The sequence below is a fragment of the Methylophaga sp. genome (assembly GCF_048266885.1).
Classification (GTDB): domain Bacteria; phylum Pseudomonadota; class Gammaproteobacteria; order Nitrosococcales; family Methylophagaceae; genus Methylophaga.
Genome location: NZ_JBLWYR010000010.1, coordinates 82,180 through 107,681 on the forward strand (window position 1 = coordinate 82,180; position 25,502 = coordinate 107,681).

26 protein-coding genes are annotated in these 25,502 nt (G+C 45.3%); 16 read left to right on the forward strand and 10 right to left on the reverse strand.

All coding sequences use genetic code 11. The features are described 5' to 3' along the window. Window positions 1-19 precede the first annotated feature (19 nt). Genes ACN0V2_RS06740 through ACN0V2_RS06765 form a run of 6 tightly spaced genes read left to right on the forward strand, consistent with a single transcriptional unit; the run spans window position 20 to window position 6,946 of the window. Window positions 20-2,140 (forward strand): RelA/SpoT family protein, encoded by a 2,121-nt coding sequence (locus ACN0V2_RS06740; RefSeq protein ID WP_417550061.1) that lies wholly within the window; start codon window positions 20-22, stop codon window positions 2,138-2,140. A 44-nt stretch (window positions 2,141-2,184) separates the two neighbouring features. Further along, on the forward strand, window positions 2,185-2,571 hold the full coding sequence (locus tag ACN0V2_RS06745; RefSeq protein ID WP_417550034.1) for a RidA family protein: 387 nt from the start codon (window positions 2,185-2,187) through the stop codon (window positions 2,569-2,571). A gap of 25 nt (window positions 2,572-2,596) precedes the next feature. After that, window positions 2,597-4,678, forward strand: coding sequence for an ATP-dependent DNA helicase RecG (recG, locus tag ACN0V2_RS06750; RefSeq protein ID WP_417550035.1), 2,082 nt, complete (start codon window positions 2,597-2,599; stop codon window positions 4,676-4,678). Window positions 4,679-4,691: 13 nt separating this feature from the next. Beyond that, on the forward strand, window positions 4,692-5,246 hold the full coding sequence (locus tag ACN0V2_RS06755) for a chorismate--pyruvate lyase family protein (RefSeq protein WP_417550036.1): 555 nt from the start codon (window positions 4,692-4,694) through the stop codon (window positions 5,244-5,246). After that, window positions 5,243-6,109, forward strand: coding sequence for a 4-hydroxybenzoate octaprenyltransferase (gene ubiA, locus ACN0V2_RS06760; RefSeq protein ID WP_417550037.1), 867 nt, complete (start codon window positions 5,243-5,245; stop codon window positions 6,107-6,109). Before ACN0V2_RS06755 ends, ubiA begins: the two co-directional genes overlap by 4 nt. A 3-nt stretch (window positions 6,110-6,112) precedes the next feature. Beyond that, window positions 6,113-6,946 carry a thermonuclease family protein gene (locus ACN0V2_RS06765; protein WP_417550038.1) on the forward strand — a complete coding sequence of 278 codons (834 nt, stop codon included), beginning with the start codon at window positions 6,113-6,115 and terminating at the stop codon, window positions 6,944-6,946. A 4-nt stretch (window positions 6,947-6,950) separates the two neighbouring features. Here ACN0V2_RS06765 and ACN0V2_RS06770 read toward each other — a convergent pair whose 3' ends face one another. From ACN0V2_RS06770 to ACN0V2_RS06790, 5 genes are all read right to left on the reverse strand, one after another. Further along, entirely contained in the window at window positions 6,951-7,340 is a 390-nt protein-coding gene (locus tag ACN0V2_RS06770) for a CBS domain-containing protein (protein WP_417550039.1), read from the reverse strand. 19 nt (window positions 7,341-7,359) lie between these two features. Then, window positions 7,360-7,710 carry a transcriptional regulator gene (locus tag ACN0V2_RS06775; protein WP_417550040.1) on the reverse strand — a complete coding sequence of 117 codons (351 nt, stop codon included), beginning with the start codon at window positions 7,708-7,710 and terminating at the stop codon, window positions 7,360-7,362. After that, a complete protein-coding gene (locus ACN0V2_RS06780) occupies window positions 7,707-9,197 on the reverse strand; it encodes a DUF1538 domain-containing protein (protein WP_417550041.1) in 1,491 nt (496 codons plus the stop codon). The genes ACN0V2_RS06775 and ACN0V2_RS06780 overlap by 4 nt, the downstream gene beginning before the upstream one ends. A 64-nt stretch (window positions 9,198-9,261) precedes the next feature. Continuing rightward, window positions 9,262-10,335 (reverse strand): DUF484 family protein, encoded by a 1,074-nt coding sequence (locus tag ACN0V2_RS06785; protein WP_417550042.1) that lies wholly within the window; start codon window positions 10,333-10,335, stop codon window positions 9,262-9,264. A 36-nt stretch (window positions 10,336-10,371) separates the two neighbouring features. After that, window positions 10,372-11,097, reverse strand: coding sequence for a ComF family protein (locus ACN0V2_RS06790; protein ID WP_417550043.1), 726 nt, complete (start codon window positions 11,095-11,097; stop codon window positions 10,372-10,374). Between the two features lie 33 nt (window positions 11,098-11,130). On the opposite strand from ACN0V2_RS06790, the gene bioB reads away from it, so the two are divergent. The 5 genes from bioB to bioD all read left to right on the forward strand — a co-directional run bounded on the left by bioB (window position 11,131) and on the right by bioD (window position 15,725). Continuing rightward, window positions 11,131-12,144: a biotin synthase BioB gene (bioB, locus tag ACN0V2_RS06795; RefSeq protein ID WP_417550044.1), complete on the forward strand. Its 1,014-nt coding sequence runs from the start codon at window positions 11,131-11,133 to the stop codon at window positions 12,142-12,144. Between the two features lie 112 nt (window positions 12,145-12,256). Beyond that, on the forward strand, window positions 12,257-13,429 hold the full coding sequence (gene bioF, locus ACN0V2_RS06800; RefSeq protein WP_417550045.1) for an 8-amino-7-oxononanoate synthase: 1,173 nt from the start codon (window positions 12,257-12,259) through the stop codon (window positions 13,427-13,429). After that, window positions 13,419-14,177, forward strand: a complete 759-nt coding sequence (bioH, locus tag ACN0V2_RS06805) for a pimeloyl-ACP methyl ester esterase BioH (RefSeq protein WP_417550046.1) — start codon at window positions 13,419-13,421, stop codon at window positions 14,175-14,177. Before bioF ends, bioH begins: the two co-directional genes overlap by 11 nt. Further along, on the forward strand, window positions 14,170-15,069 hold the full coding sequence (bioC, locus tag ACN0V2_RS06810; RefSeq protein ID WP_417550047.1) for a malonyl-ACP O-methyltransferase BioC: 900 nt from the start codon (window positions 14,170-14,172) through the stop codon (window positions 15,067-15,069). The genes bioH and bioC overlap by 8 nt, the downstream gene beginning before the upstream one ends. Continuing rightward, on the forward strand, window positions 15,069-15,725 hold the full coding sequence (gene bioD / locus ACN0V2_RS06815) for a dethiobiotin synthase (RefSeq protein WP_417550048.1): 657 nt from the start codon (window positions 15,069-15,071) through the stop codon (window positions 15,723-15,725). Before bioC ends, bioD begins: the two co-directional genes overlap by 1 nt. A gap of 9 nt (window positions 15,726-15,734) precedes the next feature. Here the strand turns inward: bioD and ACN0V2_RS06820 are convergent, their stop codons facing one another. From ACN0V2_RS06820 to ACN0V2_RS06830, 3 genes are all read right to left on the reverse strand, one after another. After that, window positions 15,735-16,388 carry a glutathione S-transferase gene (locus ACN0V2_RS06820; RefSeq protein WP_417550049.1) on the reverse strand — a complete coding sequence of 218 codons (654 nt, stop codon included), beginning with the start codon at window positions 16,386-16,388 and terminating at the stop codon, window positions 15,735-15,737. An 81-nt stretch (window positions 16,389-16,469) separates the two neighbouring features. Next, window positions 16,470-17,066, reverse strand: coding sequence for a PilZ domain-containing protein (locus ACN0V2_RS06825; RefSeq protein WP_417550050.1), 597 nt, complete (start codon window positions 17,064-17,066; stop codon window positions 16,470-16,472). Between the two features lie 129 nt (window positions 17,067-17,195). After that, window positions 17,196-18,605, reverse strand: a complete 1,410-nt coding sequence (locus tag ACN0V2_RS06830) for a PhoH family protein (protein ID WP_417550051.1) — start codon at window positions 18,603-18,605, stop codon at window positions 17,196-17,198. A 326-nt stretch (window positions 18,606-18,931) separates the two neighbouring features. On the opposite strand from ACN0V2_RS06830, the gene ACN0V2_RS06835 reads away from it, so the two are divergent. Both ACN0V2_RS06835 and ACN0V2_RS06840 read left to right on the forward strand, forming a co-directional pair. Next, on the forward strand, window positions 18,932-19,816 hold the full coding sequence (locus ACN0V2_RS06835) for a mechanosensitive ion channel domain-containing protein (protein WP_417550052.1): 885 nt from the start codon (window positions 18,932-18,934) through the stop codon (window positions 19,814-19,816). A 149-nt stretch (window positions 19,817-19,965) separates the two neighbouring features. Beyond that, window positions 19,966-21,006, forward strand: coding sequence for a DUF2235 domain-containing protein (locus ACN0V2_RS06840; RefSeq protein ID WP_417550053.1), 1,041 nt, complete (start codon window positions 19,966-19,968; stop codon window positions 21,004-21,006). 25 nt (window positions 21,007-21,031) lie between these two features. On the opposite strand, the gene ACN0V2_RS06845 is transcribed toward ACN0V2_RS06840, so the two are convergent. After that, complete coding sequence (locus ACN0V2_RS06845) at window positions 21,032-21,286, reverse strand: hypothetical protein (protein ID WP_417550054.1); 255 nt, start codon at window positions 21,284-21,286, stop codon at window positions 21,032-21,034. Between the two features lie 220 nt (window positions 21,287-21,506). On the opposite strand from ACN0V2_RS06845, the gene ACN0V2_RS06850 reads away from it, so the two are divergent. Together ACN0V2_RS06850 and ACN0V2_RS06855 are read left to right on the forward strand one after the other, a co-directional pair. Next, window positions 21,507-22,460 carry an arsenic resistance protein gene (locus ACN0V2_RS06850; RefSeq protein WP_417550055.1) on the forward strand — a complete coding sequence of 318 codons (954 nt, stop codon included), beginning with the start codon at window positions 21,507-21,509 and terminating at the stop codon, window positions 22,458-22,460. A 14-nt stretch (window positions 22,461-22,474) separates the two neighbouring features. Next, entirely contained in the window at window positions 22,475-23,074 is a 600-nt protein-coding gene (locus ACN0V2_RS06855) for an exopolysaccharide biosynthesis protein (RefSeq protein WP_417550056.1), read from the forward strand. Between the two features lie 77 nt (window positions 23,075-23,151). Here ACN0V2_RS06855 and ACN0V2_RS06860 read toward each other — a convergent pair whose 3' ends face one another. Next, window positions 23,152-24,216, reverse strand: a complete 1,065-nt coding sequence (locus tag ACN0V2_RS06860; RefSeq protein WP_417550057.1) for a lyase — start codon at window positions 24,214-24,216, stop codon at window positions 23,152-23,154. Between the two features lie 118 nt (window positions 24,217-24,334). On the opposite strand from ACN0V2_RS06860, the gene ACN0V2_RS06865 reads away from it, so the two are divergent. Continuing rightward, complete coding sequence (locus tag ACN0V2_RS06865; RefSeq protein ID WP_417550058.1) at window positions 24,335-25,057, forward strand: ZIP family metal transporter; 723 nt, start codon at window positions 24,335-24,337, stop codon at window positions 25,055-25,057. The last annotated feature ends 445 nt before the right edge of the window (window positions 25,058-25,502 follow it).

The following is a 25,502-nucleotide window of genomic DNA, read 5'->3' on the forward strand; positions in this document are numbered from 1 at the left end:
CGCCTCTGAGCTCGACTTCATTCAGGAGTCCGAGCCTAAGCTCACGATAGATGATCTGTGTTTTGCGACCTCAAATTACCTAGAAAGTCATCAAGTCGAGTCGATTCGACGAGCCTATCATTTTGCAGAACAATGCCATGAAGGACAGACTCGACGTAGTGGTGAACGTTACATCACCCACCCCTTAGCAGTAGCGCATGTACTGGCAATGATGCATATGGATTACGAATGCATCATGGCCGGTTTATTACATGATGTTATTGAAGACACGGAAATGTCTAAACGGGATGTGATTGCTGAATTTGGTGAACCCGTTGCCGAGTTGGTAGAGGGTGTTACCAAACTCGCTCAGGCAGCCTTTGAAACCAGGCAACATGCCCAAGCGGAAAATCTGCGGAAAATGTTGCTGGCCATGTCGCGTGATATTCGCGTCATCATCGTCAAGCTCGCTGATCGACTTCATAATATGCGTACGCTCGGTCATTTGCGACCGGAAAAACGGCGTCGTATTGCCAACGAAACTCTTGAAATATATGCACCGATTGCCCAGCGTTTGGGGATGAATTTGATGCGCTGTGAACTGGAAGATCTTGGCTTCCATGTTCTGTATCCGATTCGTTACCGAGTATTGGGTGATGCCATACGTAAAGCACGTGGTAATCGTAAAGAAATTGTCAGTCAGATCACTGCTTCCATTCTGAACCGTATGGAACAGGAAGGTCTCAGTGCCGATATTCAGGGACGCGAAAAAAATCTCTACAGTATTTATAAAAAAATGGTCAGCAAACAGCTGTCATTTTCTGAAGTCATGGATGTATATGCCTTCCGTATTATTGTTGATGATGTGGATGCCTGTTACCGCATGCTTGGTGTGGTTCATAATCTTTACAAGCCAGTTCAGGGCAAATTTAAAGACTATATTGCTATCCCCAAAGCCAATGGTTATCAATCATTGCATACCGTTTTATTTGGTCCCTACGGTGTTCCAATAGAAGTACAGATTCGCTCACGTGATATGGATCAATTGGCGGAAGCGGGTGTTGCAGCACATTGGTTATATAAAACCGGTGAAGCAGCAGGCAATACGTTAGCGCATCGGAAGGCCAGACAATGGTTGCATGGCATTCTGGAAATGCAGAAAGGTTCTGGCGATTCAATGGAATTTCTAGAAAATCTGCGAATTGATCTTTTCCCTGATGAGATATATGTCTCCACTCCAAGAGGGGAAATTTTAACCTTGCCGCGCGGCTCTACCGCCGTGGATTTTGCTTATGCCGTGCATTCAGATGTGGGTAACAGCTGTGTTGCGGCCAGAGTTGGCCGTCATCTGGTACCACTTAGCTCGCAGCTGGAAACCGGACAATCTGTAGAAATCATTACCTCACCAACGTCCCATCCTAATCCAGCGTGGATGAATTTTGTGGTGACGCCGAAAGCACGAACCAATATTCGTAATTATCTCAAGCATCTGCAAGGCGAAGAGGCAATTCAGTTAGGACAACGGTTGTTGAATAAACACCTAACGGCGTTTTCAACTGCACTGGAAAATATTCCTACCAAACGTATTACCGCCTTGTTGAAAGAATATGAGTTGGAAAATTTTGACCAGCTGTTAAGTGATCTGGGTCTTGGCAATATGTCAGCCTTGTTGGTCGCACAGAAATTATTACAAGAAGAAACCCCCAATAAAGAACCTCAGGCACTGCTGATTGCCGGCACAGAAGGCATGGTGGTTAACTTTGCCCGTTGCTGTCACCCAATTCCTGGCGATCCCATTCATGGCTTTGTCAGCGCCGGACGTGGCATCATCGTGCATCAACGCAGCTGTAAAAACACCACGCATTTACGTGAACAGAATGAAAAATGGCTGGATGTTGCCTGGGCTAAAGAGATCACTCGTGATTTCCCGGTAGATTTGATGATGCATTTACGCAATCAACGCGGGGCATTGGCCACCATTGCATCGGTGATTTCAGAAGCGGAGTCCAATATCGACAATGTCGTGGTCGATGAGCGTGATGGTGGTTATACCCATTTACGCTTAACAATTGAAGTCACCAATCGTCAGCATTTGGCTCGCATAATCCGTCGACTGCGCCAACTGGAAATGGTCGAACGTATTAACCGTATTAATAACTAAATTGTTTAATCTGTCGCCTACAGGGCGACTTAGCCGGAGTTTTTATGTCCCGAGAAATTATCCACACCAACAATGCACCTGCAGCTATTGGTACTTATTCACAAGCCGTCAAAGTGGGCGATGTTGTTTACCTTTCAGGTCAAATTCCCTTAGTGCCGGAAACCATGACTGTCATTGAAGGTGATTTCGCTACACAAGTGCGCCAAGTGTTTGATAATTTATCGGCTGTTGCTACAGCTTCAGGTGGCAGTTTACAAGACGTCGTCAAACTCAATATTTATCTGACCGATCTGGCTTATTTCGGCACCGTGAACGAAATTATGGCCGAGTATTTTCAACAGCCTTATCCTGCTCGTGCGGCGATTGGTGTGGCATCGTTACCCAAAGATGTACCAGTTGAAATGGATGCTATTTTGCATCTTGGCGCATAACCTCGATCGTTAAAGGCAGTGATTGGTGACTGAACTGGCCATAGCCGATCCGGTCACCTCGCTAAAAGGTGTCGGCGCAAAACTCGCAGAGAAGCTGGATAAACTTGGGATACGCCAGATCCAGGATCTCTTGTTTCATCTGCCCTTACGCTATCAGGATCGAACCCGATTAATGCCTATCGGCAGTTTGCGGCCGCAACAAGAAATACTGATTGAAGGTGTTATTCAACTGAGTCAGGTAAAGTTTGGCCGGCGCCGATCTTTGCTTTGTCATATCAGCGATGGCACAGGCGCGCTGGTATTACGCTTTTTTCATTTTTCCAAAAGCCAACAACAGCAATTAGCAAAAGGTCAGCGAATTCGCTGTTTTGGTGAAGTACGCAGTGGCCCATCAGCTTTGGAAATGGTGCATCCCGAATATCAACTTATTCACGGTGAGGCGCCATTTGCTGTTGAAGAAGCCCTGACACCGGTGTATCCGACTACTGAAGGTTTGCATCAACTTTCCTGGCGTAAATTGCTAAATCAGGCTTTGCAACTATTGGATCAGCAAACCATGCCGTCTTATTTGCCGGAAGTTTTGTTAGATCCGCGAGTTGCGCATTTTGATCTGACGCAAGCATTGAAATATGTACATTTACCGCCTCAGGATGGTGATGTTAGTCAATTAATCGCTCGCGAACATCCGGCCCAAAAACGGCTGGCGTTTGAAGAATTACTGGCTCAACAACTGAGCATGCGGCAAATCCGCTATCGCGCTCAGCAACATAAAGCGCCAAAGTTTAATGCTGATATGTTCAGCGAAAAGTTTTTACAACAACTGCCATTTCCATTAACCGGCGCGCAACAACGTGTCATCAAAGAAATCCGTGCTGATCTGCAACAAGCTATTCCGATGCAGCGGTTGGTGCAGGGCGATGTCGGATCAGGCAAAACGGTGGTGGCTGCTTTATCAGCGTTAATGGCTGTTTCCAGCGGCTATCAAGCGGTAATGATGGCACCCACAGAGTTACTCGCAGAGCAGCATTATCAAACTTTTCGTAACTGGCTTGAACCACTAGGAATTCAGATTGGCTGGTGTGCCGGCAAGCAAACAGCAGCGCATCGACGACAGGTTATCGCCGCATTGGCTGCTGGTGAAATCAATATTGCAGTGGGTACCCATGCATTATTTCAGGATGAAGTAACGTTTAATAAACTGGGTCTGGTAATTATTGATGAACAGCATCGGTTTGGTGTGCATCAGCGTATGGCGTTACGCGATAAGGGCAAAGCGGTGGATATCCTGCCACATCAACTGGTGATGACCGCCACACCGATTCCTCGCACGCTGGCGATGACAGCGTATGCGGATTTAAATGTATCAGTAATTGATGAACTGCCGCCGGGCAGGCAACCGATCACCACCGTGGTGGTGGCCGATAACCGTCGACAGGAAGTGATTGAACGCATTCATGTGGCCTGTCAGCAAAAACGTCAGGTTTACTGGGTCTGCACCTTGATTGAGGAGTCTGAGCATTTACAATGTCAGGCTGCAGAAGATACCGCTGAACAATTGCAGCAGGCGTTGCCTGACTTACGGATTGCACTGGTGCATGGCCGGATGAAGTCAGCTGAAAAAGAACAAGTGATGCAGGCGTTCAAACAGGGTGAGATTGATTTGCTGGTAGCCACCACGGTGATTGAAGTGGGTGTGGATGTTCCAAATGCCAGTTTAATGGTGATTGAAAATGCCGAGCGTCTGGGACTGGCACAATTGCATCAGTTACGCGGCCGGGTAGGGCGTGGCAAGGTACAGAGTCATTGTGTGTTGATGTACCATCCGCCGCTGTCGGAAAATGGTCTGGCTCGACTGGCTTGTTTACGTGAAAGTAATGATGGTTTTGTGATTGCCCAGCGCGATCTGGAAATTCGCGGCCCGGGCGAAGTGTTGGGCACACGGCAAACCGGTTTGCCGCAATTCAGGGTAGCTGATTTACTGGCCGATCAGGATTTATTGCCAGCGGTGACTAAAGCAGCTGAAACCTTAATCACTCAGCACCCGGAAAATGTCGTGCCGTTAATCAACCGATGGTTTGGTACCAAACTGAACTTCGGACAAGTATGAGTTCCAATTTTTTATGTTGAAAAGCCAAGCACACTGGCATCCTGCTGCGACCGCCAACCTGCCAAACGAACTGGCTGGCTGGCTGACCGATAAAGGTTCGTTGACCTTGCGATTGCAGCAGACCAGTCAGCAGCTGTTCAGCGTAGATCTACAGCAGTCCGGTTGGCAGAAACCATTAATTGAAGAGTCATTGAAGCTTGAGCAGCCCTTACATGAACATGCCTATTGTCGTGAGGTGATATTACGCGACGGGGATGACGCACGTGTATTTGCCCGTACCATTGTGCCGCGTATCAGCTATCAGGCTTTGCAAGCCCATTTGCATATTCATCATTTGGGAAACCGTTCTTTGGGTGAAATTCTGTTTACAGATCCGGCAATCAAACGCGGCCCGCTTGAAGTGACCAGTTTAAGAGCAGGACAAAGCCTGTTCGAGCAGGCAAAACACCACGGTATTGAACTGGATGATCAAGCGATTATGTGGGCAAGGCGATCCTGTTTTTATTTTGCTGAGAACAGCTTACTGGTCTGCGAAATGTTCTTACCAAATCAGGATTGGTTGATATGACAAGTTTATGGAATCGCCTGCAGCCTTATTGGCAACTGACCCGAATGAATCGTCCTATCGGTATTTTATTATTGCTATGGCCAACCTTAACTGCATTATGGATAGCCGCTGGTGGACTGCCAGATATCAAGATACTGCTGATTTTTATCGCTGGTGTCGTGCTGATGCGAGCCGCAGGGTGTGCCATCAATGATTATGCTGATCGAGATATTGATGGACAGGTGTGGCGAACTGAAAACCGGCCTTTAGCCACTGGTGCATTAACGGCAAGGCAGGCGGTCCTGACATTTGTGACCTTGGCCTTAGTAGCATTTATCCTGGTTTTGCAGCTTAATACCTTCACTATCGCACTGTCATTAATAGCTGTTCTGCTGGCTGGGATTTATCCATTTATGAAACGATTTACCTATTTGCCTCAGCTGGTATTGGGCATGGCGTTTGGCTGGGCGATTCCGATGGCGTTTGCTGCCCAGACCAACGCTTTACCAGCTATCGTTTGGTGGCTGTTTGTCGCCAATATTGTATGGACCACCATGTACGACACTTTTTACGCAATGGCCGATCGCGAGGATGATCTGCAAGCCGGTGTGAAATCCACCGCGATTTTATTTGGCAAATATGACTTGTTAATTCAAGCTTTATTGCAACTGGGCTTTTTGTTGATCCTGATCCTGATAGGTCTGCAATTGCGGCTTAGCGCGGTGTTTTATTTTGGCTTATTGATAGCGGCTATGTTGTTTATTTATCAATTACACCTGAGCAAACATCGTGAGCGAAATGCCTGTTTAAAAGCCTTTCTGAATAATAACTGGGTAGGCGCTGTGGTATTTTTCAGTATTGTTGTGCACTACAGCCTGGTTTGATTGATGGCGAGATATTGTTATTCGGTTTTTCTGCTGTTTTACTTATCTGTCTCGGTCGGTGCCACCGAGATTTATCAATGGACTGATGATAGTGGCCGGCAAATATTTTCTGATCAACCAACCGATCCTGCAGCAGAAATCCTTGATGTCACACCCAATTCGAATCGTTATTTATTTAATGTAAAACGGGTCTATGACGGCGATACATTGGTGCTGGAAAACAATGAACGGGTAAGGCTGCTCAGTGTAAACACACCGGAAATCAGCTCACGGCATCGCGAAGCTGAACCCGGTGGTATTGCAGCCAGGGACTGGTTAAAAAAGCAGTTAAAACAGGGGCAGGTTTATCTGCAATATGATGCTGAAAAACGTGATCGTTATGATCGGTTGTTAGCCTATGCCTGGACACCTGAGGGCGAATTTATTAACGAAAAATTGTTGCAACAGGGGTTGGCAGCACTGACTTTGCAACCACCTAATTTACACTATGCAGATCAGTTGATTGCTGCTCAGCAACACGCCTTGGATCAGAAAAAAGGTATATGGGCAGATAAATATTATCAGCCTCGTAAGGTGTCAACAATTAACGAAAATGACTACAGAGGCTGGCATCGATGGCGATTAATGGCCAAATCACAATCGCAAACCCGGGATTACTGGGTATTAAAGGTCAACAACACGATAAGCTTGCGTATTGCCAAAAATCATCAAGCGCTGTTTCCGTCATTAGAAGACTATTTGAACAAGCCTCTGGAAGTCCGTGGCTGGATGTCGAAACGGGGTGATCAATACAGTTTGTACGTGCATCATCCCAGTGCAATCAAGCTATTGGATTAACGTTTTATTCGATTTCGCTTAGCAGTTGTTCCATGATGTCATTCATTGCCACCAAACCAACCAGGTCGTTATTATTCACCACTAATAAACGTTTCACACGATGTGTTGTCATCAAAGTAGCGACATGCTTAATCGACAAATCTTCTCCCACCGTAATCACTGGCTTAGCGCAGATATCGTAAACATTGAGTAAATCAATATCACCTTCTTCTGCAATGACGGTTTTCAGAATATCGCTATAGGTGACCAAACCAAACGCATCATGATGATTCTGTTTGTCCACCACCAGGGATTTAATTTTGTGGCGTTTCATCAGGCTTAAGGCTTCACGCATTTTGGCAAACGGTGAAATAGTCACCACGTCAGTAATCATAATATCTTTAACTAATCGCATCGGGCGCAATCCTTGATGATTAAGAAGTTTCTCGTAAATGCTGCTGAAATTTTTCCACCTGAGAAGTATCAATACCGGCAAGATGTTCAAGAGGCAGCGTAAAAACCAAACCTTTCGAATCTTGATTATCGGGCATTAGAATTTTTTGGATGGCTTTAAGTACTTGCAGGGACAAGCCTTTTTCCAGCACCATCACTAAAACACTTTGACTGCCATCGTAGCTAAGTCCAAAGAAGGTTTTTTTGGCGTTATTACTGATACCACGAGCTGTCATCAGGGTAATGCCGCCCGCTCCTAAATCCCTCGCTGCATCAATAGCAGCTTGTTCGCTTTCTTCTGGAACAATAGCGACCAGTACTGAAAATTTCATGCGTTTACCTTTTTCAATGTCGTCATGATCTGCATCGCGATAGCATAGAGCATGACTGTGATGATTGGAAAGATAGAGGCAAAGGCGATCAAGCCAAAGCCATCCATTAGAATATTTCGACCTTCGATATGCGTGGCTAGGCCGATACCGAGTGCCGTGACCAATGGTACGGTGACTTCTGATGTTGTCACACCACCTAAATCATAAGCAAGCGGCACAATATATTTAGGCGCAATCAACGTGAGCAAAATGACGAGAAAATAACCGCCGATGATGTAATGATGTATTGAATCACCCGCAATAATGCGGTGTACACCTATAGTTATGCCAACTGCTACACCAATAGCCACCAGAATTCGGATGACATTGCCATTTATCCCACCTGAAGCAGCTTCTTCTGCTTGTTGTCCAATAGCGATCAAAGCCGGTTCAGCCATGGTTGTGGCAAAGCCAATGGCAAAAGCAAACAGATAGACATACACAATATGCTGATTTTTTATTAGTTGTTCAGCCATGCTGCTGCCGATTGGGAACAAGCCCATCTTGAGACCAACCACAAATGCATATAAACCGAACAGCACCATGGCAAATCCTAAAACCACTTTGCGTGGATTATTTAGAGGACGTTTTAGAACTAGATATTGGAAGAAAAGAATCGTGATAATAATGGGCAAGACATCGCCCACCATGCCCAGCAAATCCATCAGCATAGTCATCGGGCCGGAAATCGCCTCTTGCTGAGCGGTATCAATACTGAAATCTGCTGCCGAAGCGGTTTCAGCTCCGCTAAATACGACAATGCCATAAAGCTGTACCGTTATCATTGGCACCATTACTGCCATTGCCACAATACCAAATCCATCAATAAGCGGGTTACGGCCACGAATTGATGTGGCTAAACCAATACCTAAAGCGGCAATTAACGGCACAGTGACGATATTGGTGGTGACACCGCCAGAATCATAGGCCAAGCCTACAATTTCAGCCGGAGTAAAAAAGGTAATGGTCACAACGGCAAGATAGCCAATGATCATGAACCAATGCAGTGGATAACCAAAGAGAATGCGAAACACCCCAAGCGCGACCACAAAGCCTACTGATATGGCCACCAGAAAACGTAGGATTAGTGCATCAATTCGTCCTTCACTGATTTCTTGAGCTTGTTCAGCAACTGCAATCAATGCCGGTTCGGCAACCACCGCAGAAAAACCCAGAGCAAAACCAAACGACAATAAAATCCACAATGAACCACGTTTGGTAAATTGATTGGAAAGACTTTTACCGACCGGGAAAATACTGAGCTCAAGGCCACGCAGGAATAAGGCGACACCAATGGCGACGACAAACAGGCCAATGCTAATTGATAGGGTGTCTTCGGGAATGCTTTGCAATACAAAGGTTTGAAAAATAACCACTACAATGACAATAGGCAGTAAATTTTTCAACGCATGCACAAATGCATCTGAAAACGCTTTCAGTTGATTCACCAGATCCTCTTCAATAGGGTTTGCTTTTGATTGTAGAGACTACCGTCCAACATACAAGCTGTTCTCACGCTTCGGCACTGACCTTTACCTGATTGCGGCCCGATAATTTAGCTCCATAAACCGCCTGGTCAGCAGACTGTAATAAGCGCTTAACTGTCATAGTGCTGCCTGGTTCTAACGTTGAAACGCCAACAGACAAAGTAACTCGTAAGGTTTTACCGATTGAGGAATTGAAATCGGTTTCTGCAACCGTTTTCCGCATACGTTCTGCAATGTCTGCTGCTACTGAACGACTGGCGTCTGCCAGCAATACAACAAATTCCTCGCCACCATAGCGAGCCAATACATCACCTTGCCGGAGGCTATCATTAAGCAGTTGTGCGACATGTTTCAACACTTGATCACCAGTTTGATGGCCATGGCTATCATTAATACGTTTGAAATAATCGAGATCGACAAATAAGCAAGACAAAGGCGTTTTGTTGCGATTAGCTCGACTGAATTCTTCAGTAATACGTTGATCAAAAAAGCGGCGATTGTTCACGCCGGTTAAGGGGTCTCGTAAACCAACCAGTTTGACTTCTTCATGTAAACGCGCATTTTCAATACAGGCCGAGACCACCGCAGCCAAATGCTGCAGGAATTGTGTACCAATATTGGATTGAAATCGGTTGGGGTTGCGGCTGCCTAAGTTCAGGCTGCCAATTAACTGATTTTGACGTATTAATGGTAATAGGGCGACTGAGCCTAATTCACTGTTTGAGGGGAAAAGTTGCTGATGCTGATGCGGTGAAAAGCTCGTCAGACGGGGCACTCGTCTTAAACTGAAGAATTGTTCCAGGCGTTGTACAGATTCTGTAAATAACAGATCGTTCTGCCAGTGTTGTGTCTCAGGCAATGATTCCAATAAACGTTGAAATTCGTATTCAGGATCATGCAACATCAATGTGACAGCTGTCAGCTGAAAACGATGTTTATGTTCTTCCAGGATCAGTTTCAGTAACGGCTCAAGACCGCTGCTATTAAGCAGGCTTAGTTCATATTGCTGAAAATTGAGCTGTTTCCGCTCATTGCTTTTAGCAATACGAATTAAATCATCCAAACGATCTTGAAGCGTCGTCACGTCTTTTTGAGGCATGCAACAGCCTTGAGCACTGAAATTAGTGTGATTGGCCTAATAATGGCGTATTGCGCGGGCAATTGTCCATACTTCTACAGTCTCAACGCCGTTTTGTTGCAAACAGCGACAAGCTTCAGCAACCGTATGCCCCGTGGTATAGACATCATCGACCAAAGCGACATGTTTGTATGGCAATGTTTTAGCGACGGCAAAGGCCTGTTTTAAATTACGTTTGCGTTGTTTGCCGCTTAGCCCCGCTTGTGGTGTGGTGTTCCGCTGGCGAATCAAACTTGTCTTATCAACTTTTACCCTAAGTTTCTGAGCTAGCCCGTCGGCTAATTGAGCGGATTGATTGTAACCACGTTCACGGATTCGGCTGGCATATAAAGGAATGGGAATGATTATTTCGGGCAACGGTTGTTGCTGCTGGCGAACTTTATCGGCAAGCAATCTGGCAAACAGTTGAGTGAATACCAGGTGCTGATGGAATTTAAACGCGGCAATACAATGGTTGATAGGTGTTTCATAACGAAATAACGCCAAACTGGATTGCTGAGGCGGCGGTTGTTGTAGACATTGGCCGCAAATTCCATTTTCATTTAGCGGCAGCGAACATCGTTGGCAATACTGGTCCAGCCACGGCAGGTCGTTGATACAAGCTTTGCAAAGTGCATCGTGCTGACTAAACTCGCCACATAGGAAGCAGGGAATCGGCAACAGTTTGCTGTATAATTCCGCCAAACGATGCGTCAATACGGCACTAAAGTTTCTGACCATCATGTTATTAATCCATTAAATCTGATGAAGAAGCCCATGACTGAAAATATAGCAGAAAAGACCGCACCGCTTCGCCATGACTGGCAGCAGGCGGAAATTGAAGCCTTGTTTGATTTGCCATTTGCGGATCTGATGTACAAAGCTCAAACCATTCACCGGCAGAATTTTGATGCCAATGCTGTGCAAATCAGTACCTTGCTTAGCATCAAAACTGGTGGCTGTGCCGAAGATTGTGGTTATTGTCCACAAAGCGCGCATCACGAATCTGCGGTAAAAGCCGAACCGTTAATGCCTCTGGATAAAGTTCTTGAATCTGCTGCACAGGCCAAATCCACCGGTGCCAGCCGTTTCTGTATGGGAGCTGCCTGGCGTAATCTGAAAGATCGCGATGTGGATCGTGTTGTGGCGATGATTGAAGGTGTAAAGGACATGGGGCTGGAAACCTGTGTCACGCTGGGCATGCTGGAAAATCACCAGGCCAAGCGTCTGAAAGATGCTGGTCTGGATTACTACAATCATAACCTAGACACCTCACCTGAATTTTATGGTGAAATCATTTCCACCCGTACTTATCAGGATCGTCTGGATACCTTAAGTCATGTTCGTGAAGCCGGTATTCATGTCTGCAGTGGCGGTATTGTCGGTATGGGCGAAAGCCGTAAGGATCGTGCTGGTTTATTAATCAGCCTGGCCAATCTGCCAAGTCATCCTGAGAGCGTGCCGATCAATCTACTGGTGCAAGTCGAAGGCACACCGCTGGATGGCATTAACAATCTGGACCCGTTTGAATTTGTTCGTACCATCGCGGTAGCGCGCATCATGATGCCGCAGTCGTTTGTCAGACTCTCTGCCGGTCGTGAAAACATGACCGATGAATTACAGGCAATGAGTTTTCTGGCCGGTGCCAATTCAATTTTCTATGGTGAAAAACTGCTTACTACAGACAATCCAGATACCGATCATGATCAACGTTTATTCAAACGTCTGGGGATCACACCGTTACAAGTCGGTCAGCAGCAACAGGAAGATAAACACTGTTCAGCTGCATAAACCTTTTCATAACTAATTGGATGCTCTGTGTGGTCTTGCCGCACAGAGCATTTCACTTAAAGGCAATCGCCTTTTTAATTGCTTCACGTAGCTGATTTATCGAGGCGCTTTCGTGTCACAACTTCCCTGGCAATCACAACTTCAACAAGCATTAAAAGAACGACAAGCTGCTGGTTTGTATCGTTGCTCGCGTTTGCGTGATGGTGAACAGGGTGTTGAGGTCGTATTGGATGGCCGTAAATTATTGTCGTTCAGCAGTAATGATTATCTAGGCCTCGCTGCACATCCCACATTAAAAAAAGCCTTTACCAACGCATTGGATCGCGAAGGCGTGGGTAGTGGCGCCGCGCATTTACTCACCGGACACAGCCGTTATCACCACCAGCTTGAAGAAGCTTTAGCAGAGTTTACCGGTCAACAGCGGGTTCTTCTGTTTTCGACCGGTTATATGGCCAATATCGGTGTGATTGACGGTCTGCTGGGTAAAACCGATGTGTTGGTACAGGATAAATTGAATCACGCCTCATTACTCGATGGTGGCCGTCTTACCGATGCTCAGCAATTACGTTATCCCCATGCCGATATGACGTTACTGCATCAACGACTGCACTCCGCGACCAACTCCCGAAACAAACTGATTGTCAGTGATGGTGTGTTCAGTATGGACGGGGATATTGCGCCATTACCTGAAATCATGGACTTAGCCGAACAGCACAAAACAGGGGTGTTGATTGATGATGCACACGGTCTTGGGGTGCTTGGTCAAAACGGCGGCGGTGTGATTGAGCATTTTGAATTAACACAGCAAAAGCCGATTTTAGTCGGCACCTTTGGCAAAGCCTTTGGCACGGCAGGGGCTTTTGTTGCCGCTGATGAGGTGGTGATTGAGACTCTGGTGCAACAGGCTCGTAGTTTTATCTACACCACTGCTCAGCCTCCGGCAATTGCAGCAGCAACGCTTGCAAGTTTAAAACTGGTAAAACAGGAGACCTGGCGGCGAGAAAAATTACAAAAAAATATCAAACAATTTCGTGATGGTGCGACTCAATTAGGTTTACCGCTAATGCCCTCACAAACGGCGATTCAGCCGCTGTTGATCGGCGATGATAAAAAAGCGCTTAAATTGGGACAGGATCTGGAACAACAGGGCATTTTAGTGGGCATTATCCGTCCGCCGACAGTACCGAAAAACACCGCCAGATTGCGTATTACCCTGTCTGCTGCACACGAAGCCGAACATATTAATAAATTACTTGATGCACTGGAGCTTAGTTATGTTCATTAAACGGATTGGCCAAGGGCCAAATCTGGTGATGGTGCATGGCTGGAGCATGCATAGTGGCGTGTGGCAGCCACTAACTGATTTACTGGCTGAACAGTTCACCTTACATCTTGTTGATCTCCCCGGACATGGTGACTCAGAATGGCATTCCGACGCATTGCAAATCGACACTATCCTCAGTGAATTAGCGCAAACGGTTCCCGCAACTGCTGCTTGGCTGGGCTGGTCGTTGGGCGGCCAATTGAGCTTGGCATTTGCGGCACGTTTCCCCGAGCGGGTCAGTAAACTTATTCTGATGGCAGCAAACCCGAAATTTGTGACGTCGGACGATTGGCCAGATGCCATGGATTCAGCTGTGTTTTCGGTGTTTTCTGGTCAGCTTGATCATAACCAACGGGAAACCCTCAAACGCTTTGTTATGTTACAGGCGCGTGGTGCGGAAGGTAGTCGGGAGACCATCCAGCTACTGGCTGAGCAAACTGCCGATAATGTGGCCCATCCCGAAGCATTACAGGCAGGTCTAGATTTGCTTGAGACACTCGATTTACGTACAGATTTAGCACAATTAACGCTGCCCGTGAAATGTATTTTCGGTGAGCGCGATCAGCTGGTACCGATAACGTTGGCGGAAACCATAGCCCTTTTAAATAGTACTATTTCAATCGATCGTATTGCCGGAGGAGGGCACGCACCGTTTATCTCTCAACCACAATTGTGTGCCAATAAGATCATTGAGTTTCTCCATGACTGAGCAAACTCTGCGACCGGAAAAAAGCCGGGTGGCGCGTGCCTTTGGCAATGCAGCGAACAGTTATGATGATGTGGCTATATTGCAACGCGATACCGCTGATGAAATGCTGGATCGTCTGGAATTGGTCAAAATCAAACCGCAGCAGATCCTCGATTTGGGTACCGGCACCGGACGTAATCTGAATTTGCTGCAACAGCGTTATCCGGCGGCCCAGCAAGTTGCATTAGACATTGCACCGGCTATGCTGAAACAGGCGAGGCAACGTTATCGTCATGATCAGGGATTACGGCGCTGGTTGCCCGGTCAGCAGATACCCTTGTTCATTGCTGGTGATGCCGAACAGTTACCGTTAGCTGATAACAGTGTAGATCTGGTGTATGCCAATCTAGCCTTACAATGGTGTGATTTGACTGCTGCGTTTACCGAGATACAACGAGTATTACGTCCCGGTGGTTTGTTAATGTTCAGTACGCTTGGCCCTGATACCTTGCAAGAGCTGCGTCAAAGTTGGGCTGCTGTAGATCAATATCCGCATATCAATGTATTTCTGGATATGCATGATGTGGCAGAGGCAATGTTTGCCGCCGGACTCAGTGACCCCGTGCTGGACAGTGATCGGCACAGTCTTTTGTATAGCGATATTATCGGCATGATGCGCGATTTGCAGCAATTGGGTGCCCGCAATGTTAATCAGGGACGGCGCCGGGGATTAACCGGAAAAAATACCTTAAACAAGGTCAAAGCTGCCAGTGAACAATTCCGGGTCAATGGACAACTTCCAGCCACTTATGAAGTGATTTATGGACATGCCTGGGCGGGTGAAAATTCTTTGCATTTGACTGAAGAGGGATGTGTGCCAGTCAGTCTTGAAAAGTTGAGAAGCAAGCTCTGATGACTAAACATGTATTTGTGACCGGTACCGATACTGAAGTCGGTAAAACCCGTATCAGCGTCGGACTAATCAAAGTCTTGCAACAGCAAGGTCTAAAGGTCGCTGCAATGAAACCGGTGGCCAGTGGTTGTGAATGGCAGGATGGTCAATGGAAAAATGAAGATGCGCTGGCTTTAATTCAACAGGCAGATATCAAATTACCCTATTCGCAGGTCAATCCTTACGCATTTGAACCAGCAATTGCGCCCCATCTCGCAGCAGAACAAATTGGCCAGACTATTTCGCTGAATAGAATTGAAACCCAATTTGCTGCCATGCAGTTACAGGCAGATGCCATCGTAGTCGAAGGTGCCGGCGGCTGGCTGGTGCCATTAAATGATAAGCAAACGATTGCCGATTTGGCGAAAGCATTACAGTTACCGGTAGTGCTGGTGGTGGCGATAAAACTGGGTTGTATTAATCATGCTCTGTTAACCGTTCAGGCAATCGCGGATTCTGGCCTGACTCTGGTGGGGTGGGTAGCCAATGATTTTTTGCAGGATCACCAGTCAACAGCGATTATCCAGAGTTTGACAGACCGTATTTCTTCACCATGTCTGGGGATAGTGCCCAAGCTTGCGGATAATGAAGATGCCAGTGCTTATCTGAATTTATAGCGATGATTGTTATGGAGTTGCTGGAAAAACAGTGACTTCATCTCCCGCCTGCCATTGCGGGTATTTATGCATAATTTTTTCGAACAAATCAGACTGGAGATATCCATTTAACCAGTTCTGCAATTTTGGATAATCCGCCTGGCTGAACCAGTCCCAATCAACCAAAGCAAATTGTCGGATAAACGGCAACACTGCAAAATCGACTAAGGTCAGTGAATCGGTCATTAAACTAAGCTGTTGGCTGAGCCGTTGTTCTAATTTTGTTAAAAACTTTTCGCCCTGTTCACGGTAATACTCTGCACTGTGTTCAGGATAACGATCGGCATATTTATACCGATCCAGTATTTGTTTGAAGCTGACATCATTCTCTTCAATTAATATTAACGTTTCTTTGCGTTGTTGCTCATCAAGAGATTGCCAGATGGCGTGGTTTCCCGCGGCCCAAAGCATAATATCCAGACTTTCTTCCAGCAGATCACCATTGTTTTGCCACAGCACCGGAACAGTTCCTTTTGGCGATATCTCCAGCAATTCAGCCGGTTTATCTTTTAATACCACTTCGCGTATTTCCACCTTACGTCCGGCAATCGTGATGGCTAATCTCGCTCGCATGGCATACGGGCAACGTCTGAAACTGTATAAGATGGGTAGGGTAGTCGACATTTAACGTTCTCTTTTAATAGCTCAGAACAACACTATGAATGGAGAGTTGTACGTTGGATGTTGGCGAAAAGGTGAACCGGGTTAAACCTGCTTGCTGTTACGCAGCTCTTCGGCCTGACGATTTAATGTGTGTTTTACTAGAATATTTCTATCAGTTTCACTCATATGAGTAAACGCCATCCGCAGATAGAAGCTTTTACCTTGAGAGCTTTCAATTAATTGATCACAGGCAATAACTTTGGCAATGGCGCGAATATGTAAACCGCCCGGTAATAACTGCATTCTGATTTCCATTGCCGAACGGGGTTGAAAAACACTGTCAGTCATTAACGCCAAACCGCCGGCACTAAGGTTTACCTCATTTGCTGCTTCCGCATTAAGTGGGGTATGCAGCAATTGGACATTCTGGGCCAGTAGATTCACCTTTTCATCGAGCATTCGCAGTGCTCTGGCGACATCTCTATTGGTGTGACCAATTTGGTCGGTCAAATGATTAAAGCTTTTTTGGATAGACGACATTTGTTGAGTCAATTGACCCGATTCAGGGGTGGCATCAATAATTGCCTGACCGATTTGCTCGGCTTCAGCAGTGGTAAGTGGAACGACGGACATAACCAGACGATCATTTATGCGAAAAAATGCTCTGCGATCAGCACCGGTTGTGGATGTATCGTTCATCTTATTTATTCCTGTCTGCTTGAGATCCAGTTATGAATCAATGCTGTCTTTAACTAGTAAGTATTAAACTCGGACGGCACAAAGATTACAATCTCAGTGCCGTCCGATGTCATTTAATGATGCAACAGATTACAAGTTTTCTGAAGCAAAGTCAGCCAGACGCGAACGTTCACCACGCATCAGAGTGATATGACCACTGTGTGGCCAGTTTTTAAAATGATCCACAACGTAAGTCAGGCCCGAAGTAGTCTCGCTCAGATAGGGCGTATCAATCTGCGAAATATTACCCAGACAGACAATCTTGGTACCTGGGCCGGCACGGGTAATCAGCGTTTTCATCTGTTTAGAGGTTAAGTTCTGTGCTTCGTCGATAATGATGAAACGATTGAGGAAGGTACGACCGCGCATAAAGTTCAACGAGCGAATTTTAATCCAGCGCTGCAGTAGGTCATTGGTAGCCTGACGACCCCAATCTCCGCCATCCGTTTTGTTGAGCACTTCGAGGTTATCCATTAATGCGCCCATCCACGGCGTCATTTTTTCTTCTTCAGTACCGGGCAGAAAACCAATATCTTCCCCAACTGGAACGGTGACACGGGTCATGATGATTTCACCATAACGTTTGTGTTCGATACATTGGGTTAATGCAGCTGCCAGCGTCAGCAAGGTTTTACCGGTACCGGCCTGACCCAGCAGGGTGACAAAATCGATTTCCGGATCCATTAACAGATTCAATGCAAAATTCTGTTCGCGATTACGTGCTGTTATGCCCCAGACGGAATGATTTTCGCGCCGATAATCGTGAATTAATTCAATATCCGCAGTGGTGTCATTGCTATTACGCACCACCGCTTCAATCGCGCGTTCCTCACCTGGCGAGTAAATCAGTTGGTTCGGATACCAGTCTTTGACCACATCGCCTTCAACTTGATAGAAGGTGCGGCCATCTTCGGTCCATGATTCGAGGCGATTTAAATCTTCCCAGAAATCGGCTTTCAGTTCACTGGAACCGCGATACAGCAAATCCACATCGTCGAGTACTTTATCGTTGTAATAATCTTCGGCGCAAATACCTAAAACCGTGGCTTTGATACGCAGATTAATATCTTTGGAAACCAGAATAACGTTGGTATCGACCTGAGCCTGTTGCAGATTGATCGCAACCGCCAGAATGGCATTATCAGCTAGTTGTCCGGGTAATTCTTTAGGTAATTCACCGGCCATTTGACGGGTTTGGAAAAATAAACGACCACTGGCATGAGGTACATCGCTATTGATCACGCTGGGGAGTGGGATACCCAGATTTATTGCATCGTTATCTTCTGCTTGTTCGAGTAAATCATCTAGGAAACGACTTACCTGGCGCACATTACGGGAGACTTCTGATAAACCTTTTTTGCCTCTGTCGAGTTCTTCCAATACCACCATTGGCAGGAAAATATCGTGTTCATCAAAGCGGAAGAGAGCAGTAGGATCGTGCATTAGCACATTGGTATCGAGCACAAACAGACGTTTTGTCGCGTCGGGTCGTTTAATCATTCGGAGTAGATCCTCTTGTTGTATTGACGTGCCTGCGTTTGATTATGATCGAAGAATGAGCGTCTGCAAAGGGTGCTAGCAGGATTAATTGAGCTAAATCAATTAGGTCATTGAATAGGATATAAATAATTCTGCTTTGATGATTAATCTCAGTAGGTTTTTAGTAGTTGGACGCTTAAAGCTTAAGCCTTTGGCAATTAAATTAGTTAGTGTCCATCGCTATCAATAGAAAATCGTTCACTTTATCTCACCACTTAACCTTGGCGGCCTATCATTCGGTGTAACATTGCGTATTATTTAGTAACGTTAAAACTAGGTTTATTTAAATGAACGAAAAACTTGGAATTTCACAGGAAACCTTTGCGTTTTTTCTGCCTATTATCAGCTTATTCGGCAGCACTTTTATCTTGTTGCTGGTGGTCCTGGTTTTAAATTCTTTAGCTTCTCGGTTTATTCGCCGGACAGTGACTTCCACCGAATTGCGCCGTAAATGGCTGGTTCAGACGCGTAATGGCATTATTTTAATATTCATCCTCGGGCTGATTTTAATCTGGGGTGAAGAGCTCAGAACTCTGGCCTTATCCGTTGTGGCGATTGCTGTAGCGTTTGTCGTTGCCACTAAAGAACTGATTTTATGTGTCACGGGATCATTACTTAAAACCGGTGCGGGTTCTTTTGATATTGGCGACCGGATTCAAATCAAGGATTTTCGCGGTGACGTTATAGACCAAACGTTATTGGCCACCACCATTCTAGAAGTGGGCCCAGGAAAATTGACCCATCAACGAACCGGTCGGATGGCGGTGATCCCAAACGCCTTATTTGTTTCCGAACCAGTAATAAATGAGAGTTATACCCGGCAATATGTATTGCATGTGTTCACTGTGCCATTTAAACGAACAGATAAATGGCAAATTGCACAGCAAGCTTTATTGGTCGCTGCTTCTAAACATTGTCAGCCTTATTTGGAAAATGCCCGGATTTACATGCAGCGACTCAGTGATGAACGAGGTTTAGATGCGAGTTCAGTTGATCCACGAGTGACCATTCAAGTGCCTACAGCCGCTGAAATTCATCTGGTGGTACGGTTTCCAGTGCGTGCTTCTCAACGCAGTTATATTGAACAACTGATTCTCTCAGAGGTGTTTACCGAAGATTTTTCTGGTAAAGGCAAAAGTACAGAGGAAGAAGAGGAAGACGAAAAAGGCTAACATCTCCTGCCACACAATAGCTTGTTAAGGTATTGTTTTAAAAGTTATTTAGGTTTAGTGTCGCGATTGATGCCTTGAGCAGCTAGCGTGATGACAAAGCTGTAACCTAAGGCTTTGCTGCTGGATAAAACAACCGACGGAGTGCGCTGATGACAAAGCGGATAGTGGTCTGTGCAGACGGTACCTGGAATAGACCGGAAAAAGATCTGGCTAAAGATTTCCCCACCAATGTGCTACGAATGGCGCGCTCAATCGATCCACGAGGCTCTGCTGGCATCACGCAGCAAGTATTCTACGATTGGGGCATCGGCTCTTATTATGAACAAGTATTGGGTGGCGCCACCGGTAAAGGGTTGAATAAAAATATCATGGACGATTACCGTTATATCGTTCAAAACTATCAACCTGGTGATGAGATTTTTCTGTTTGGTTTTAGTCGTGGCGCGTATACCGTTCGCAGCTTAAGTGGTTTGATTTATAACTGTGGCATCCTCAAACGACCGGATGCCAGATTGATTGAAGAAGCGTTTGAACACTATAAAAAACCAGGCTATAGCTATGCGCCAGATGGCGAAAAATCGATTGCCTTTCGAGAAGCGCATTCACATAAAAGTCGGAATATTAAATTTGTAGGGGTATGGGATACTGTCGGAGCATTGGGAATTCCTATTTCATTTTTAGGGTTATTAGACAAAAAAGACGAGTTTTACGATACCAAAATCGGCCCTAATGTTGATATCGCCAGACATGCAATGGCAATAGACGAAGTACGTTCTGACTTTGAACCTACCATTTGGGATCCTCGGGAAAACTTAGATCTAAAGCAGGTTTGGTTTGCTGGTGTTCATAGCAATATTGGCGGCAGTTATGCGCCAGATAAACAAACCGGTGGCTTGTTATCCGATATTCCACTTGAATGGATGATGCAACAGGCTGCTGAAGCGGGGCTGGTGCTCGAACCCCATCTCAAAGGTGGTTTGAACGGCCGTTTTGATGCGACTTTACATAACTCTCGTAAGCATATTTACCGATCCAAAAGTCCGTTATATCGGCTCATTGACCATGATAAAGGCGAGATATTGATGCATCAGTCGGTGAAAAAGCGTTGGGATAACGATAAAGAATATCGGCCTAAAAATCTGCTGGCGTTTTTAGAAAAAAATGGCAGCTGGCCCACATTAGTCAAATAAAGCAACATTCTTACAGATATAACCATTATTCCTGATACTTGGGTTTATCCGTATTGTCATCTTCATCAGTGGTTTTTTCATCATCAACTGGATCATCTGTTACGGCTGTGCCCGCACCGGATTGGTCGCCTGTTTGAGACTCTTCAATAGTGACCGATTTTTTACCTTCTTTGCTTTCTATTTCGACTTGTTTGCCTTCGCCATCTTCAGCAAATGATAAGGTTAAAAAACACAGGGAAAACAAGGTGACCAGAAAAGCCTTACTAAGCAATGACTGCATATTTGATTCCTTTTCATCAAAAAAATCTTTCGATTTTGGACATAAGTAGCCCACATAAGAGCTCATATGTGATTTACGCTTTACCACCAGTTGTAAATCATGATGAGATAAAGCGCGTTAACTTCAGTTAATCAGCGTAACAGAAGTGTTCAGGTTAAGATCAAGAGATAGGCGTAAGCCTCCCTTAAATGGGGTTAATTATTCAGCAAGGATTCAATAGGTGACACGTCTTGCATTAGAGAAAAATCAGTTATTCATTTACCTGGGGGCCTTATTACTTGGGTTAATTTTGGGGTTGATGGCTCCTGAAATTGGCAGCCGTCTAGAAATCGCCATATGGCCATTATTAGGTATTTTGTTGTATTCAACGTTTACGCAAGTTCCATTAACGCACTTGCGAGAAGCTTTTTATAAACCTCGATTACTGTGTGCTGCAATAGTCGGAAATTTTATTATCATCCCGATGGTTGTTGTGGGTCTTTTGCTATTAGCACCAAACGATGCGGCCGTGCGATTGGGCATTTTATTAGTATTATTGGTGCCTTGTACTGATTGGTTTATTACGTTTACGCAACTTGGCGGTGGTGATACCAATGGTGCGATAGCTTTTTCGCCAATCAGCTTGTTGATGCAAATGCTTTTGTTACCGTTTTATTTGTGGTTGCTTTTAGGCAATGAAATGACGCTCAACTTGGCTCAAGGTGAGATGGTTTGGGCATTTATTGGTTTGATTATGTTGCCCTTATTACTGGCATGGATCAGCCAAATTTGGGCAGAGAAACATGCCTATGGCGAACAGGTCATCACTATTTTAGGGTGGTTCCCAGTGATGTTGTTGGCAGCGGTAATTTTTATTATGACAACATCACAGGTGGGGGTAGTGATCGGCTCAGTAGATTTACTGGCAAACCTATTACTGATTTTTGTGTTGTTTTTAGTCATGTCTGCAGGAATTTCAAAATTTTTATCTAGGTTATTTCAACTGTCATCTTCACAAGGTAGGGTGTTGGCATTTAGTTTTGGCACCCGAAATTCATTTGTGATGTTGCCACTGGCTTTGGCCTTGCCAACAGGTTATGAGTTGACAGCCGTGGTCATTGTATTTCAATCAATAATCGAACTGATTGGCATGATGGTGTTTTTGTGGTGGGTACCAAAACGGCTTTTCCCTTAAACAGGTGAGTATCAATGGGTAAGGATCAACAACTAACAAATCTCGAACAATTGTTTGATTGTATCGGTGACGCGGCTGCACAAAAACCTGATGAGAAAGTCTCCATTGATAGCATCATGGATCTGATCGGCCGCCGTTCATTCGGCCCTCTGTTGTTGGTGGCTGGTTTAGTTATATTAGCCCCAGTCATTGGTGATATCCCTGGTGTGCCCAGCATTATGGGAATGTTTGTATTTTTAATTGCTATCCAATTACTCATCGGTCACGAACATTTTTGGTTACCCAATTGGTTATTGGAACGCGCTATTTCCAGTGAAAAACTGGCAAAAGCTGTTACTTGGTTGCAAAAACCCGCACATTTTATCGATAAGCTTATTCGCCCTCGCTTGTTGATTTTTGTTAATGGCACGGCCAAGTACATGATTGCTATAGTCTGTATTTTGATAGCACTGATGTTGCCGTTTATGGAAGTTATACCATTCAGCGCCAATGCGGGCGGTCTTGCATTAGTGGCTTTTGGTCTAGCATTGATTGCCAAAGATGGCCTGCTGGCACTGCTATCGTTTATCTTAACTGGATTAACAGCTTGGCTGATAATCAGTAATTTATTTTGATAACAACTTAACAGCATGAACCAGTTATCCACTTCCAATAGGTAGTTGATAGCATATTCAGCAACGTTAGCTATTTGTTAATCCGGCACCACCGCGCGGCCAATAGTATGTGCATCAGTGCCGAACCATATTGCATTGCTGGCTTTATCAAACACCATATGTCTCACTGTCTGACCACCAGAGGGGACTTCATCAATGGCGATAAATTGTTCCGTTTTGCTATCAAAACCGATAAAGCGATTGGGTTGTAGACCTGTTTCGACATACCAGATCCGATCCTGACTATCGACAGCCATGGCATATAATCCCGCTGCTTCACCGCCCGGTGTTTGCCATTGCTGCATGGATTTATCCTGTGGATTGTATACACCAACATAGCCCATACCTGCATCTACCCACCAGACTCTGTTATCAGAAGTCAGCCCGATCCGGCGGATAATGCTTTCTTCATGCGGTGTGGGGATGATGTCCAATTGCATCGAATCAGGATTGACGGTGCCAATAGCATTAGTGCCCATAAAGGCTATCCACGGGCGATCTTGTTCATCAACCACCAGACCATATGGCCGCATATTGCTACCGTCAACTTCAATAATTTCCACTTCGCCTGAGTCGGTTGCTAATTTACCGATAAAACCGGCTTTACCCGAGCGTTGAACGGTAAACCAGATATTGCCATCCGACGTCCACGCCATGGTATGCGGATCATTGACACCTTCAGGCATTTCAAAACGGGTCACTTGACCGGTTTCGGGATCAAGTCGACCAATATGTTTATCTTTGTTGCCGGCATACCAAGGATAGCCTTCGTCATCGACAATAACGTTATGTGGACCGGCTTTAGGAATTTCATAACGTTGCATCTCACCTGATTGTGGATCTAGTCTGGCAATGTAATCACCCTCTTGTCCAACAAACCAGATATGAGCATCCGCACTGACATAAGGATCGCGTGGCCGGGTATTTTTCCATTCAACTTTCCATTCGGTGAACTCCAGAGAGACTCTTTGATCTGCGTTGAGGATGTTGGTAGGTTTGGCTTCATCGGCTGTCACGAAACTACTGATTATCAGGCAAAAAAATGCTGTTATAGAACCGACCTGAAATAAGTGTAAAGGTGAGTGATGGTTGACGATTGTCATACTGGCTCTCCAAAGTGGCTCTTAGGAATCTGTCATGATGTTGACTATTAAAGAGAACTAAAAGTGCTGACTAACCAAATATCAGCCTAGCCAGCCTAATATGTAATGAAGAGAGAAAATGGATACTGAAACGGTATTAAAGATTGTCATACTCACCACTGCTGCAGGTGTTTGTATACCTATCGGTGGCTGGGTGGCCTCATTTGAACGGGTGCATTCACAGTGGCTGGAGAGAGAACTAAGACATTTCATTATTGCTTTTGGTGGTGGGATTTTATTGGGCGCGGTAACGATAGTGCTGGTTCCTGAAGGCATAAACAATATGCACAACTCTCTCTGGAGTATTCCAGTGATTTTGTCGGGTGGCCTGGTTTTTTTCGGTGTTGAGCGGTTAATGGCAAGACATCAAAATGAATCTCCTCAATTGATGGGCATGATTTTGGATTACATTCCCGAGGCCATCGCGCTGGGAGGATTGATAGCGTTAAATCCAGCAGCGGGACCTTTGCTAGCATTATTAATCGGGCTGCAAAATCTACCCGAAGGTTTTAATTCTTACCGCGAACTCAAACAGCACAACAAACACGGTAACGTGATCCCCAAAATGACAGCACTGGTGGTGCTTGGACCCATTTCTGGTTTACTAGGGTTTTGGTTTTTATCAGATCATCCGACGTTATTGGGGGGCATCATGTTATTTGCTTCGGGAGGAATTCTATATCTCATTTTTCAGGATATTGCCCCACAGTCCAAATTAGAAAAGCATTGGGCTCCACCGTTAGGTGCGGTATTCGGTTTCTGCCTAGCTTTGTTTGGCCACTTAATGATGACAAGCCACTAAGCGATTAAGCACAAATTTCTGCTGTATTCGACATTATCAACGTGAATATTTGTTGAAACTTTAACCTATGTAATATCAGCCCGCAGATTAGCTTGCTACTTTAAACCCCGTAGCGTCATAAACATTCTTTTCAACGTTGACACTACGGTGCTTTTCTTCGTGTTCATGCATGCTGAAAAGTCTCCGTTGTATATCTAGTTTATTCATTAAAGCCTCAGCGAAAATGTTGGGCTCTACTAAATAAGTAAATCCTAGCAGCAAGGCTAACGCCATTTTACTTAGACAAAACAAATCCGGACTTGAAAGTAAATTATAAGGAACACACTATGGAAACTCTCTCAGCAAATAACAGCAGCGTCTCATGGGCAGCCATTTTCGCCGGTGCTGTCAGCGCAGCTGCTATGACCTTAATCATGTTAATTCTTGGTTTTGGATTAGGTTTTTC